Annotated in this window: 13 protein-coding genes; 6 read left to right on the top strand and 7 right to left on the bottom strand. The window is 64.4% G+C overall.

All coding sequences use genetic code 11. The features are described from left to right. The first annotated feature begins 39 nt into the window (after positions 1-39). The gene (locus LGQ10_RS26185) at positions 40-1362 is read left to right on the top strand and encodes an MFS transporter (RefSeq protein WP_058435737.1); all 1323 of its coding nucleotides are present in this window, start codon (positions 40-42) and stop codon (positions 1360-1362) included. A 95-nt stretch (positions 1363-1457) separates the two neighbouring features. Here LGQ10_RS26185 and LGQ10_RS26180 read toward each other — a convergent pair whose 3' ends face one another. Beyond that, positions 1458-2213 (bottom strand): hypothetical protein, encoded by a 756-nt coding sequence (locus LGQ10_RS26180; protein WP_226523646.1) that lies wholly within the window; start codon positions 2211-2213, stop codon positions 1458-1460. A 376-nt stretch (positions 2214-2589) separates the two neighbouring features. Between LGQ10_RS26180 and LGQ10_RS26175 the strand changes: the two genes are divergently transcribed. Both LGQ10_RS26175 and LGQ10_RS26170 read left to right on the top strand, forming a co-directional pair. Next, entirely contained in the window at positions 2590-2964 is a 375-nt protein-coding gene (locus tag LGQ10_RS26175) for a heme utilization protein (RefSeq protein ID WP_226523645.1), read from the top strand. 145 nt (positions 2965-3109) lie between these two features. After that, complete coding sequence (locus LGQ10_RS26170; RefSeq protein WP_058435740.1) at positions 3110-3739, top strand: flavin reductase family protein; 630 nt, start codon at positions 3110-3112, stop codon at positions 3737-3739. Here LGQ10_RS26170 and LGQ10_RS26165 read toward each other — a convergent pair. Both LGQ10_RS26165 and LGQ10_RS26160 read right to left on the bottom strand, forming a co-directional pair. Then, a complete protein-coding gene (locus tag LGQ10_RS26165; RefSeq protein WP_058435741.1) occupies positions 3732-4004 on the bottom strand; it encodes a hypothetical protein in 273 nt (90 codons plus the stop codon). The genes LGQ10_RS26170 and LGQ10_RS26165 overlap by 8 nt on opposite strands. Positions 4005-4013: 9 nt before the next feature. Continuing rightward, positions 4014-4379: an antibiotic biosynthesis monooxygenase family protein gene (locus tag LGQ10_RS26160; RefSeq protein ID WP_058435742.1), complete on the bottom strand. Its 366-nt coding sequence runs from the start codon at positions 4377-4379 to the stop codon at positions 4014-4016. A 330-nt stretch (positions 4380-4709) separates the two neighbouring features. Between LGQ10_RS26160 and LGQ10_RS26155 the strand changes: the two genes are divergently transcribed. After that, positions 4710-5639 (top strand): AraC family transcriptional regulator, encoded by a 930-nt coding sequence (locus tag LGQ10_RS26155; RefSeq protein ID WP_226523644.1) that lies wholly within the window; start codon positions 4710-4712, stop codon positions 5637-5639. Positions 5640-5646: 7 nt separating this feature from the next. Here the strand turns inward: LGQ10_RS26155 and LGQ10_RS26150 are convergent, their stop codons facing one another. Together LGQ10_RS26150 and LGQ10_RS26145 are read right to left on the bottom strand one after the other, a co-directional pair. Continuing rightward, a complete protein-coding gene (locus LGQ10_RS26150; RefSeq protein WP_226523643.1) occupies positions 5647-7095 on the bottom strand; it encodes an aldehyde dehydrogenase family protein in 1449 nt (482 codons plus the stop codon). After that, positions 7092-8729, bottom strand: coding sequence for a 5-guanidino-2-oxopentanoate decarboxylase (locus LGQ10_RS26145; RefSeq protein ID WP_226523642.1), 1638 nt, complete (start codon positions 8727-8729; stop codon positions 7092-7094). The genes LGQ10_RS26150 and LGQ10_RS26145 overlap by 4 nt, the downstream gene beginning before the upstream one ends. A 148-nt stretch (positions 8730-8877) precedes the next feature. Here LGQ10_RS26145 and LGQ10_RS26140 point away from each other — a divergent pair, with 148 nt between their 5' ends. Next, positions 8878-9759, top strand: a complete 882-nt coding sequence (locus LGQ10_RS26140; protein ID WP_058438215.1) for a LysR substrate-binding domain-containing protein — start codon at positions 8878-8880, stop codon at positions 9757-9759. A 239-nt stretch (positions 9760-9998) separates the two neighbouring features. On the opposite strand, the gene LGQ10_RS26135 is transcribed toward LGQ10_RS26140, so the two are convergent. Together LGQ10_RS26135 and LGQ10_RS26130 are read right to left on the bottom strand one after the other, a co-directional pair. Further along, entirely contained in the window at positions 9999-10613 is a 615-nt protein-coding gene (locus tag LGQ10_RS26135) for an NAD(P)-dependent oxidoreductase (RefSeq protein ID WP_226523641.1), read from the bottom strand. Between the two features lie 69 nt (positions 10614-10682). After that, on the bottom strand, positions 10683-11567 hold the full coding sequence (locus LGQ10_RS26130) for an MBL fold metallo-hydrolase (RefSeq protein ID WP_058438195.1): 885 nt from the start codon (positions 11565-11567) through the stop codon (positions 10683-10685). 113 nt (positions 11568-11680) lie between these two features. Here LGQ10_RS26130 and LGQ10_RS26125 point away from each other — a divergent pair, with 113 nt between their 5' ends. Continuing rightward, the gene (locus tag LGQ10_RS26125; RefSeq protein ID WP_226523640.1) at positions 11681-12586 is read left to right on the top strand and encodes a LysR family transcriptional regulator; all 906 of its coding nucleotides are present in this window, start codon (positions 11681-11683) and stop codon (positions 12584-12586) included. Positions 12587-12663: the final 77 nt, after the last annotated feature.

Genomic DNA, 12663 nt, shown 5'->3' with positions numbered 1-12663 from the left:
GCGCGCACTCCACAACAACAATGAATAGAAGGGTCCTTCATGGATATCTCCAATACCCTGCCTGCCGGGTCGGCCGTTGCGCCTGCCCAGGAAAAGACCACTGCCAGCCGCTTGAAATCGATTTTCAGCGGGTCGGTCGGCAACATGGTCGAGTGGTACGACTGGTACGTCTACGCCGCATTTTCGCTGTACTTCGCCAAGGTCTTCTTCCCCAAGGGCGACACTACCGCCCAATTGCTCAACACCGCCGCCATTTTCGCCGTGGGCTTCCTGATGCGGCCGATCGGCGGCTGGCTGATGGGCCTGTATGCCGACCGCAAGGGCCGCAAGGCAGCGCTGATGGCGTCGGTCCTGCTGATGTGCTTCGGCTCCCTGATCATCGCCCTGACTCCGGGCTACGAGACCATCGGCGTCGGCGCCCCCATCCTGCTGGTGCTGGCGCGCCTGATGCAGGGCCTGTCGGTGGGCGGTGAATACGGCACTTCGGCCACCTACCTCAGCGAGATGGCGACCAAGGAACGTCGCGGCTTCTTCTCCAGCTTCCAGTACGTGACCCTGATCTCCGGCCAGCTCATCGCGCTGGCGGTGCTGATCGTGCTGCAGAACGTGCTGACCACCGAGGAGCTGCAATCCTGGGGCTGGCGGATCCCGTTCGGCATTGGCGCCCTCTGCGCCGTGGTAGCGCTTTACCTGCGCCGTGGCATGGAAGAAACCGAATCCTTCACTAAAAAGAAGGAAAAGCCGAAAGAAAGCCTGATGCGCACCTTGATGCGTCACCCCAAGGAACTGCTGACCGTGGTCGGCCTGACCATGGGCGGTACCCTGGCCTTCTACACCTACACCACCTACATGCAGAAATACCTGGTGAACACCGTCGGCATGAGCATCTCCGACTCCACCACCATTTCCGCTGCCACGCTGTTCCTGTTCATGTGTCTGCAACCGGTGATCGGTGCACTCTCGGACAAGGTGGGCCGGCGGCCGATCCTGATCGCCTTCGGCATCCTCGGTACCCTGTTCACGGTGCCGATCCTCACCACCCTGCACACCATCCAGACCTGGTGGGGCGCGTTCTTCCTGATCATGGCAGCGCTGATCATCGTCAGCGGCTACACCTCGATCAACGCGGTGGTGAAGGCTGAGCTGTTCCCCACTGAAATTCGCGCCCTGGGCGTGGGCCTGCCCTACGCTCTGACCGTGTCGATCTTCGGGGGCACCGCCGAATACATCGCCCTGTGGTTCAAGAGCATCGGCATGGAAACCGGCTACTACTGGTACGTCACGGCCTGCATCGCCTGCTCGCTGCTGGTCTACGCGACCATGAAGGACACTCGCAAGCATTCGCGGATCGAGACCGACTGAGAAACACCAGCGCCCGGGTGCAAGGCCCGGGCGCTGTCTTTCCATCTGTGGTGCGGCTTTCGCCGGCAAGGCGGCTGCCAAGCAGGAGGGACAGGTCAGGAAAGCTCGGCGGCGGCCTGACGCGAGTAGCGGTTCTGGGCCCAGGCAGCGCCGACGATCATGACCAGCAGAATCCCCGCCAATACCGCCGACGAGCCAATGGTGCCGAAGTCCAGGCCACCCTTTTCATGGGGTTTGGTGAGGAAGTCGCCCAGGGTCGCGCCGAACGGCCGGGTCAGTACGAACGCCACCCAGAACAGCAGCACCGACGAGATCCGGGTGAAGTACTTGAGCACTACCACCACGGCGATGGTCGAGCCGATCAACAGCGCCCCGCCGGCAAAACCCAGCCCCGAGTCGTCCGCCAGGTAATCACCGAGGGCGGTGCCCAGGGTGTTGGAAAACAGGATCGCCATCCAGTAGAACATCTCGCCACGAAAGGTCTGGATCTTGTTGACGTTCAGCGAGTCGCCACTCAGGCGCCAGGCCGCGAAGATCGCCAGCAGAATGCCGATCAGGATCAGCGAGCCACTGGCATAACCCAGGCCCAGGGTGCGGTCCATGAAGTCCGACATGGTGGTACCGGCCGTGCTGGTGGAGAGAATCACGATCCAGTACAGCACCGGGTTGTAGCGCTTGGAACACAGCTGGGTGACCAGGGTCAGCAGGAACACGCTGATCAGGATCATCGAGCTGATGGCGTACCCCACATTCAGGGTCATCGACAGCAAGTCGCCTGCGGTTTCACCCAGGGTCGTCGCGCAGATTTTCATGACCCAGAAGGCCAGGGTGATCTGGGGAAGTTTGTTCATTGGTTTGTGAGCTCCAAGGGTCGCATTCAAGGTGGCCTGTCTGGGGGTGCAGGCCTGCGCGGAGGCTGGAGGGCAGCGGGTGAAAAATAGGTAGGGCCTGGATGAAAAAACCGTTGGAGGGCATTTTTCAACCAAAACTGTTCAATTAATGATCAGTTAATGCCTGGTACTTAGCCTGCTAACTAGCCGGCCAGCCCCTGTCTCCCGCCCTTGGTCCAGAGGCGCGCTGCCCCAGGTACCGGGGTGAATCGATGACAAAACAATCGATTTAGTTGATTTTTATTAGCGCTATTTTGCGCTTTTTAATCAATTTTACAGGTGTAGGATTCATTCCAAGCCCAACACCAACACCCCAAACACACCCGGAGTCGCCATCATGAAAAGCAAACTGATCCTGGCCCTGACCTTGTCTGTACTGGCTGCCAACACCTTCGCTGCCGATGGCTATGACCGCACCGGCTCCGCCACCTTCGCCGCCGATGGCTACGATCGCACCGGCTCCGCCACCTTCGCTGCCGACGGCTACGATCGCACCGGTTCCGCCACCTTCGCCGCCGATGGCTACGATCGCACCGGTTCCGCCACCTTCGCCGCCGATGGCTACGATCGCACCGGTTCCGCCACCTTCGCTGCCGACGGCTACGATCGCACCGGTTCCGCCACCTTCGCCGCCGATGGCTACGATCGCACCGGTTCCGCCACCTTCGCCGCCGATGGCTACGATCGCACCGGCTCCGCCAACATCGGCTGATCGCTCCCATGTGACACCAGAGCCCGACGCACCCGCCGGGCTCAGTCTTTTCCATGCTGGAAAATCCTTCGGTGCGCGCTGGAATTCAGCCGATGCGCACTGCACTATGGCGCCCCCAAAAGCCCTCCAGCAGGAACCGCGAGCCATGCCTGACGATGTCCATTACTACGAACCCGCCCAGGGCCACGGTTTGCCCCACGACCCGTTCAACGCCATCGTCGGCCCGCGTCCCATTGGCTGGATCTCCTCCCAGGATGACCAGGGTCGCCTGAACCTTGCGCCCTACAGTTTCTTCAACGCCTTCAACTACATCCCGCCGATCATCGGGTTCTCCAGCGTCGGGCGCAAAGACAGCCTGAACAACATCGAGAAGACTGGCGAGTTCGCCTGGAACCTGGCCACCCGGCCCCTGGCCGAACAGATGAACCAGAGCTGCGCCGCGGTGGGCCCCGAAGTCGATGAGTTCACCCTGTCGGGGCTGACGCCCGTGGCCTCCAGGGTCATCAGTGTGCCGCGGGTAGCCCAGAGCCCGGTGTCCTTCGAATGCAAGGTCACGCAGATCATTCAGTTGCAGAGGGCGGATCGGGAGCTGGTGCCGAGCTGGCTGATCCTTGGCGAAGTGGTCGCCGTGCACATCGCCAAGTGGCTGCTCAAGGATGGGATCTATGACACCGCCGCGGCAGAGCCGATTCTGCGCGGCGGCGGTCCGGCGGATTACTTCCAGTTGGGCCCCGAGGCCCTGTTCAAGATGTACCGTCCGGGAGCGGTCAAATAGGTTTCCAGCACAATTGACCATCGGCGTCGACGTCGATCAGCTGTTCGAGTTGTTGCGCGGCAGCCTCGTCGGCGCCATGAGCGGTCTTGAATGTTTGCTCGTCCAGGACCTTGTGAAAACGCGGTGCCCCTGAAACACCGAGGGCCTTGACGGCGATGGCGGCGCTGTATCCCCCCTCCCCTGGAACCACAGCGGAAACTGCTTCGTAGTGTGCAAACTCTTTGCGTGCCATGTTGCGGGTCCTGGCCAATGGAAAGTCGGCCATTCTAAACCTTCAGCTGGCCAGCTGGTGCAATGGTACGTGGTGCAGCGCAGGGGACTCGCCAGAGAACTCCAGCGCCGAAACGGTATTGAAGGTATGCAAATCCAGGCTGTTGACCACCAGGTCCTGCACCAGGTCGGTAAACACTTGCATGGCCGGCGAGCTGAAGTAGGCCGTCATCGCCTGCTGGTTGTTCCAGAACCCGGACACCAGCCACAAATCGGCATCGCACTGCGAGCGCTGCAAGGCGAAGTGCAGGCAGCCAGGTGCCTGGCGAGACGGTTCGATCAGGCTGCTCAAGCGCGCGCCCAGTTCCGAGGAGCGCCCGGCACGGGCACGAACGAAGGCCATGTGGCTGACGGGAATATGCGTGGACATGTGCGACCCTCCCAGGTGTCGTCGAGGCAGCCGGGGGACAGGCTGCGACAGGATCCAACGATACGGGCCGGCGGCCGGGCGGCGTTAGTCGATTCCTGCTCCTGAGTTGCCCAATCCTGCGATATCAACTGCCAGGGCCGCGCTCACCCAGCCCCGTGCGACAAAACGGCTACAGTGGTGTTTCAAGCAAGTGAAACACCGTGCCGTGGCACTAAACCCTCTGTTATGCGCGCAAGCAGCAGAATCAGGCAAGTTTTACGCAGGATCGGCCTAGCCTGCCTGCTTGCACAAATTTAAGCTGTGCCGACCGCGAAACACCGGAGGCCACCCATGTCATTGCTGGAAAACCCGCCTGCTCCCCTCGCCCCGGAAATGGAGCGCCAGCGTGGAGAACTGGCGGCGATCATCGATCGCCACACCGTCGAGGACGGTAGCCATGGCACGGCCATCGACTCGCTGTTCGTCTCGCGCCACAGCCACTCCCACCAGTTCGCCCCGGTGCTGGCCCAGCCGGCACTGTGCATCATGGCCCAGGGTCGCAAGGAAGTGCGCCTGGCCGACGAGACCTACAACTACGACCCGCTGAACTACCTGGTGGTCTCGGTGGCCGTGCCTCTGAGCGGCAAGGTGGCGATCGTGTCTCCCGAGCAGCCGATCCTGGCTCTGCGCCTGGATATCGATCCCGGCGAGATCAACGCCCTGATCGCCGATGCCGGCCCCCTGGGCGTGCCCGCCCGTCCCACCAGCCGCGGCCTGTATGTGGAGCGCCTGGATCCGGCGATGCTCGATGCAGTGCTGCGCCTGACCCGCCTGCTGGATACCCCCAAGGACATCGCCATGCTGGCGCCCCTGGTACGGCGGGAAATCCTCTATCGCCTGTTGCGTAGCCAACAGGGTCATCGCTTGTACGAAATAGCCACCACCAACAGCCAGAGCCACCGGGTCAACCAGGCGATCAAGTGGCTCAATGGCCATTTCGAGCAGTCGCTGCGGATCGACGAGCTGGCGCGGGAAGTGAACCTGAGCGTGTCGACCCTGCACCACCGTTTCAAGGCCATGACCGCCATGAGTCCGTTGCAGTATCAGAAGCAACTGCGCTTGCAGGAGGCCCGCCGGCTGATGCTGGCCGAAGGCCTGGAAGCCTCGGCGGCAGGCTATCGGGTGGGTTATGAAAGCCCCTCGCAGTTCAGCCGCGAATACAGCCGCCTGTTCGGCGCGCCACCGTTGCGGGACATGGCGCGCCTGCGGGTCGGCGGCTGAGGCCTGGCTAGCGCCCGCGTACCACGTGCTTGATCTCCTGGAACGCTTGCAGGCCCCAGGGACCCAGCTCGCGGCCGATGCTGCTCTGCTTGTAGCCGCCCCAGGCCGCCTGGGGAAAGATCACCTGGGGAGCGTTGATCCATACCAGGCCGGCCTGCAGGGCATTGGCCACGTTTTCGGCATTCGAGAGGTCTGCGCCCACGACGCTGGCCACCAGGCCGAACTCACTGTCGTTGGCCAGCTCGATGGCCTCCTGCTGGCTGCCGACACTGCGCACGCACAGCACCGGGCCGAAGATTTCCTCGCGCCACAGGGCGCTGTCCAGCGGCACCTCGGAGAACACCGTGGGCTGAATGAAATAGCCCCGCGCCAGGTGCGACGGGCGACCGCCACCGCACACCAGCCGGGCACCTGCACTCAAACCACGGTCGATATGCCCCAGCACACGTTGGTATTGCGCCTGGTTGACCAGCGCCCCCATCTCTGACTGAGCCTCGAATGGATCGGCCACCCGAATGCCTTCGGCCCGGGCCTTGAGCCGCAGGAGGAACTCGTCGGCCAGCTCGGCGGCCACCAGCACCCGACTGGTGGCCGAGCACATCTGCCCGGCATTGAAAAAGCCACCGCCGCAGGCCAGCTCCACCGCCAGTTCCAGGTCAGCGTCTGCCAGCACCAGCAGCGACGACTTGCCACCCAGCTCCAGGCTCACGCCCTTGACCGTTTCCGCTGCCCGCTGCATGACCTGGACCCCCACCGCATTGCTGCCGGTGAAGGAGATCTTCGCCACGCGCGGGTCCGCCGCCAGGGGAGCCCCCACTGCCAGGCCGGTCCCGCAGACCAGGTTGAACACTCCTCGGGGCAGGCCGCTCTCGGCGATGATCGCCGCCAACTCCAGCTCCGGCAGCGGTGTGACCTCCGATGGCTTGAGCACCACGCTGCAACCTGCAGCCAGTGCCGGCGCAAGTTTCCAGGCCGTGGTGACCATGGGAAAGTTCCACGGCACGATCAGCCCGACGATGCCGCAAGGTTCGCGCCGCAGGCGGGCGCTGAAGTCGGCGCTGGGCAGCGCCACCTCGGTGTCCTGGCGGGCGTCCAGGCCCTCGGTCAGCTCGGCGTAATAGTCGAAGGTGGCGATCACATCGTCGACATCCATGGCGGCCTCTGCCTGGGGCTTGCCGTTGTTGCTCGACTGCAACTGCATCAAGCGTTCACGGCGCGCGGCCACGCCTGCGGCGATCCTGCGCAGCACCACCGCGCGTTCGGCGCCACTGCTCCCGGCCCAGCGCCCCAGTCCGGCCGAGGCCGCGCACAAGGCCTGGTCCACCGCTTCCGGTCCACCGCCCGCCACCTCGGCCAGAAGGGCCTCGGTGGCCGGGTTGATCACTGGCAGCCGCTCACGGCCCGCCGACCATTGGCCGTCGATGTAGAGGCCGTCCAACAGAGTACGCAACGTCATGCCTGTACTCCCTGGGTCCAGCGGTTCTGGTCGATTTCAATCAGGCTCGGCCCCTGGCGGTCGACCGCCAGGCGCAAGGCCGCCCGCAACTGCGCAACGCTGTCGATGCGTTCGGCGGCGCAACCCAGGCCCTGGGCCACGGTGACGAAGTCCGGGGTGTAGATGTCGACGCCCACCGGTTCGATGGCGCGGTTGACCATGTACTTCTTGATCTCTTCGTAACCCTGGTTATTCCACAGCAGGACAATCACCGGCGTGCGCGCTTCGACCGCGCAGGCCAGCTCCGCCAGGGTGAACTGCAAACCGCCGTCGCCGATCAGGCAGGCCACCGGACGACGCTGGGCCGCGCTGGAGCCGCCGCCGAGCCAGGCGCCGATGGCCGCCGGCAGGGCATAACCCAGGGTGCCGTAGCCGGTCGAGGCATTGAACCAGCGCCGCGGCCGTTCGGGGTTGAAGGTCAAGTTGCCGCTGTACACCGGCTGAGTCGAGTCACCCACCATGACGATCTCCGGCAGCTCATCGACCACGGTTTGCAGCAGCACGGTCTGGGCCCGGGTCGGGGCATCCCAGAGGCGCTCCAACTCCTGGCGCAAGGCCCCGGCGCGGACCGCCCCCCAATCACCGCTACGCTCGGCCAGGGGCTGGCGCGCCAACTCCGACAACAGGGCCTGGGCGGCAATGCCGGCATCGGCCACCAGTGCCACTTTCGGTGGGTAGTTGCGCACCGTCTGGTCGGCATCGATGTCGATCCGCAGGAGCGTGCCGGGGATCTCGAAGCCGCCGGCAAAGGTCACGTCGTAGTCGGTCTCCGCCAGCTCGGTGCCGATGGCCAGCACCACATCGGCCTCGGCCACCAGCGCCCGGGTCGCCACCAGTGACTGGGTCGAGCCGATCAGCAATGGATGCGCCGAAGGGAGCAGGCCCTTGGCGTTGATGGTCAAGGCCACGGGCGCCTGCAGCAGCTGCGCAAGCTGGGCCAGGGGCGCGGCGGCCTCGATGGCGCCACCGCCAGCCAGGATCAGCGGGCGCTTGGCGGTCGCCAGCAACTGGCTCATCTGCGCCACGGCAGCGGGGGCTGCGCCGGCCCGGGCGATCTGCACCGGCTCGCAGGCCAGCAAGTGGTCGGCGTCCTGGACCAGTACGTCGAGGGGAATCTCGATATGCACCGGACGCGGCCGGCCGGCCTGGAACAGGGCGAAAGCGCGGGCCAGCACCACCGGCAGCTCATCGGCGCACATCAGGGTATGGGAGAACGCCGCCACCCCGGCGACCAGGGCACTCTGGTTCGGCAGTTCGTGAAGCTTGCCGCGCCCGCCGCCCAACTGACTGCGCGCCTGTACGCTGGAGATCACCAGCATCGGGATCGAATCGGCATAGGCCTGGCCCATGGCGGTGGTGATGTTGGTCATGCCCGGGCCGGTGATGATGAAGCACACGCCGGGCTTGCCACTGGTACGGGCGTAACCGTCGGCCATGAAACCGGCGCCTTGTTCATGGCGTGGAGTAACGTGCCGGATGGACGAGCGGGCCAGGCCCCGATACAACTCGACAGTGTGGACTCCAGGGATGCCGAACACCTGCTCGACCCCATAGCCCTCGAGTAACTTGACCAGTACTTCGCCACATGTCGCCATCTCATCGCCCTTCTTGTTGGTTTGGATACCGCGCTGCCGGCAAGCGCCGGCAGACATCGCAAGGGGCTATTGGAACGGGCGGCCGGTAGCCGCAACAATGGATAAAAAGTCATACTAGCCATGTCCCCACGTCATGCCTTGGCCCTCCATGAAACGCCTGCCTCCCCTGCCTGCGCTGCACACCTTCCTGGTCACGGCCCAGTGCTGCAACTTCACCCGCGCCGCCGAGCAGCTGCATATCACCCAGGGTGCGGTGAGCCGGCAGATCGCCGGGCTGGAAAGCCACCTGGGCTATCCACTGTTCCAGCGCCAGGCCCGTGGCCTGATCCTCACTGCCGAAGGGCAGGAATGGCTGCCCCGGGTGCAGCAAGTGTTCGAGCTGATCAATGGGGCGGTGGACGACATCGGCAGTCGCAGCCGCAACCTGCGCCTCAAGGCGCCGACCTGCGTCATGCGCTGGTTGCTGCCGCGTCTGCTGCAGTGGCAGAAGGAGCGGCCAGAGGTACCGGTGCAACTGACCACCACCATCCAGCACGGCGTGGACTTCACTCGCGAGCCGTTCGATGCCGCCGTGATGTATGGCGCCCCACCGTCCCCCAGCCTCGGCTCACGGCACCTGTTCAATGAACAACTGACCCCGGTGTGCTCGCGGCCCCTGGTAGAAGGACCGACGCCACTCAAGAGTCCGGCGGACCTGCAGCAGCACCTGTTGCTGCATCCCTCCCATGACCAGCGGGACTGGCAACGCTGGCTGAAGGCCGCGGGCACGCCGCTGAACACCCTGGGCAAGGGTCAGCACTTCGAGACGCTGGACCTGGCCATGTCGGTGGCGTCCCAGGGGACCGGGGTGGCGATGGGCGATTGGGCGCTGATTGGCGACGACCTGAGTGCCGGGCGGCTGGTCATGCCATTCGAATTGAAGATACCGACGGGCCAGGCCTATTACCTGGTCTACCCGGAACACCCGGGCCCCTCGGCTCAGTTGCAGGAGTTGCTGGACTGGTTGGTGGAGCAGGCCCATCAGCGTTGAGCACCTGCTCGTGTAGCCGCTGCCGCAGGCTGCGTACGGGGGCGTAGCACCGGCAGGGAGTTCCTGATGGGGCCCTGCGGGCCCGTCGCAGCCTCGCAGGCTCGGCAGCGGCTACATCGCAGTCGCTTCGTATAGCCGCTGCCGCAGGCTGCGCACGGGGGCGTTACACCCGCAGGGAGTTCCTGATGGGGCCCTGCGGGCCCGCCACAGGCTATAGCCTTGAGAATCCGTTAGCCGAATCAGTAACCGACGGTGAAACGCTGGCGGACGTGGGCGGGGGTTTCCACTTCGTCGAGCAGGGCGATGGCGAAGTCGGCGAAGCTGATCCAGCTACGGCCTTCACCGCTGACCAGCAGCTCGTCCTGGCCCAGGCGGAACTTCCCGGTGCGCTCGCCTTCGACGAATTCCGCCGACGGCGAAAGGAAGGTCCAGTCCAGGTCCTGCTCCTTGCGCAAGGTCTCCAGGTACACGCCCCCGGCACTCGCCTCGGCCCTGTACTCCTCGGGGAAACCGGGGCTGTCGATGACCTTGCCGCCGCCAGGCAACAGCAGCGAACCGGCACCGCCCACCACCAGCAGGCGCTTGACCCCGGCCTTCTTCACCGGCTCGACGATGGCGCTGGCGGCGATGGGGGCAAAATGCGCGGCGCTGAGCACCACATCATGCCCGGCCACCGCCGCCTGCAATGCAGCGCTGTCGGCCACATCCACGTCGCGGCAGGTGACACCGGCACGCTGGCCGATCTTCGCCGTGTTGCGGGCAATGGCGGTGACGCTGTGGCCACGACGCAGGGCTTCTTCCAGGAGTTGGCTACCGGCCCGGCCGGTGGCGCCGATGATTGCGATCTTGCTCATGACAGTTCTCCAGTTGGCAAAGAGAGTACAACAGCCCCGCCCCCGACTCGGGAGCGGGTCAGAACGGTTTCACCACTTCATTTCGCCCTTGGCGACCTTGGCGCTCAGCTCCAGCGAGCTGTCCTCGCCCAGGTCCGGGTAGCGCTTCTTCATGGCTGCGATCAGCGCGGCGGAGTCCTTGGCCTTGGCGGTTTCCTCGTCAAAGGCCTTGATGTAGTCCGCAGTGAAGTGCACCGGCTTCAGGGAGCGCGCGCTGTCACCCAGGTAGTGCCCGGGGATCACGGTCTCGGGCTTGAGACCCTCGATGGTCTTGAGGGTCTTGAGCCACTGCTGGTGGGACTCGGCAGTCTGGGTATCGGCCATCCACACATGGATGTTTTCCGAGACCACCACGCCGCCGACCACCGCCTTGATCGAAGGGATCCAGACGAAGCTGCGGTCCGGCTGTTTGCCGTCCAGGCCGATGACGTCGAGCTTCTGCCCTTCCAGGGTCAGGCTGTGGCCCTCGAGCACGCTTGGCACGATGGTCTTGGCCGGGACGTCTGCGCCCATTTGCGGGCCCCAGAAGGCCAGCTTGCCTTCAACGGTGGCCTTGATGTGTTCCACCGTCGGCTGCGAGGCCACGACCTTGGCGTCCGGGAAGGCGCTGGTCAGGGTGTCGAGGCCGAAGTAGTAATCCGGATCACCATGGCTGATGTAGATGGTGGTCAGGTGCTTGCCGCTGGCGCGGATCTTGTCCACCAATTGCTGGGCCTGGGACTTGCCGAACTGGGCGTCCACCAGGATTGCATCCTTCTTGCCGCTGACCAGTACCGAACTGACCGGGAAGATGGCGTTGCTGCCCGGGTTGTAGACGTCCAGTTGCAGGGCGGGTTCGGCAGCGGCGGCATGGGCGGCAAAACCCAGAACGGCGGTGGCCAGCAGCAGGCGTTTGAATGAAGTGAATCCGATCATGGGGGCAACTCCGGCAGCGGTTGGCGTATTGAGAATGGAGCAAGCTTAGTTGCCAGACTCGTTACAAAAAATGCGATGCTTGGACATAGTTTGTTTCTGAAAGCGGGCAAATCATGGATCGTCTCCAAGCAATGCGGGTGTTTGTCACGGTAGTCGACCTGGGCAGCCAATCGGCCGCGGCCGATCAACTGGACCTGTCGCGACCGGTGGTGTCGCGCTATCTGGCCGAACTGGAAGACTGGGTCGGCGCCCGGCTGATGCACCGCACCACCCGCAAGCTCAGCCTGACCGCCGCCGGCGGCGAGATCCTGCCGCGCTGTCGGCAGATGCTGGAGCTGTCCAGCGACATGCAGGCCGCCGTGGGCGAACCCGACGATGTCCCGCGCGGGCTGCTGCGCATCAGCGTCAGCACCTCGTTCGGCCAGTCACAACTGGCCGACGCCATGGCCGACTACGTCAAGCGTAATCCCGGGGTGAGCATCGACCTGCAAATGCTCGATCGCACGGTGAACCTGGTGGATGAGCGCATCGACCTGGCGATCCGCACCAGCAATGACCTGGACCCGAACCTGATCGCCCGGCGCCTGACCGTCTGCCGTTCGGTGATCTGTGCGGCCCCAGCCTACCTGCGAGAACACCCGGCGCCCCAGCGGGTGGAGGAACTGAGCCTGCACAACTGCCTGACCCACTCCTACTTCGGCAAGAGCCTGTGGCACTTCGAACAGGATGGCGAACCGGTGTCGGTGCCGGTGCAGGGCAACATCAGCGCCAACGAAGCCAGCACCCTGCTGCGCGCCACCATGGCCGGTGCCGGCATCGCCATGCTGCCCAGCTACCAGGCCGGAGAACACATCAAACGTGGGGAACTGGTGCGTCTGCTGAGCCATGCCGAACCCCGCCGGATGAACATGTACGCCGTGTATGCCTCGCGCAAGCACATGCCGGCGACCTTGCGCAGCATGCTCGACTTCCTGGTGCTCAGGTTTCCCCTGGAGCCTCACTGGGACCAGGGCCTGTAAACGCCCTGGCACAGCGCCAGGGTCGATCCATTTGCTGAATGTCCTGCCAAACAAGCGGGGCAGAACTCTGGCAGGTA

The organism is Pseudomonas sp. L5B5 (genome assembly GCF_020520285.1).
Classification (GTDB): Bacteria; Pseudomonadota; Gammaproteobacteria; order Pseudomonadales; family Pseudomonadaceae; genus Aquipseudomonas.
Note: the sequence above shows the minus strand (reverse complement) of the source record. Positions and strands in the feature narration are given on the sequence as shown.

Coding starts and splice junctions, on each gene's coding strand:
- LGQ10_RS26160 (WP_058435742.1), bottom strand. CDS start 4,379: ATGTCCACGCATATTCCCGTCAGCCACATGGCCTTCGTTCGTGCCCGT.
- LGQ10_RS26140 (WP_058438215.1), top strand. CDS start 8,878: ATGAAACGCCTGCCTCCCCTGCCTGCGCTGCACACCTTCCTGGTCACG.
- LGQ10_RS26130 (WP_058438195.1), bottom strand. CDS start 11,567: ATGATCGGATTCACTTCATTCAAACGCCTGCTGCTGGCCACCGCCGTT.
- LGQ10_RS26175 (WP_226523645.1), top strand. CDS start 2,590: ATGAAAAGCAAACTGATCCTGGCCCTGACCTTGTCTGTACTGGCTGCC.
- LGQ10_RS26125 (WP_226523640.1), top strand. CDS start 11,681: ATGGATCGTCTCCAAGCAATGCGGGTGTTTGTCACGGTAGTCGACCTG.
- LGQ10_RS26155 (WP_226523644.1), top strand. CDS start 4,710: ATGTCATTGCTGGAAAACCCGCCTGCTCCCCTCGCCCCGGAAATGGAG.
- LGQ10_RS26150 (WP_226523643.1), bottom strand. CDS start 7,095: ATGACGTTGCGTACTCTGTTGGACGGCCTCTACATCGACGGCCAATGG.
- LGQ10_RS26165 (WP_058435741.1), bottom strand. CDS start 4,004: ATGGCCGACTTTCCATTGGCCAGGACCCGCAACATGGCACGCAAAGAG.
- LGQ10_RS26170 (WP_058435740.1), top strand. CDS start 3,110: ATGCCTGACGATGTCCATTACTACGAACCCGCCCAGGGCCACGGTTTG.
- LGQ10_RS26185 (WP_058435737.1), top strand. CDS start 40: ATGGATATCTCCAATACCCTGCCTGCCGGGTCGGCCGTTGCGCCTGCC.
- LGQ10_RS26180 (WP_226523646.1), bottom strand. CDS start 2,213: ATGAACAAACTTCCCCAGATCACCCTGGCCTTCTGGGTCATGAAAATC.
- LGQ10_RS26145 (WP_226523642.1), bottom strand. CDS start 8,729: ATGGCGACATGTGGCGAAGTACTGGTCAAGTTACTCGAGGGCTATGGG.
- LGQ10_RS26135 (WP_226523641.1), bottom strand. CDS start 10,613: ATGAGCAAGATCGCAATCATCGGCGCCACCGGCCGGGCCGGTAGCCAA.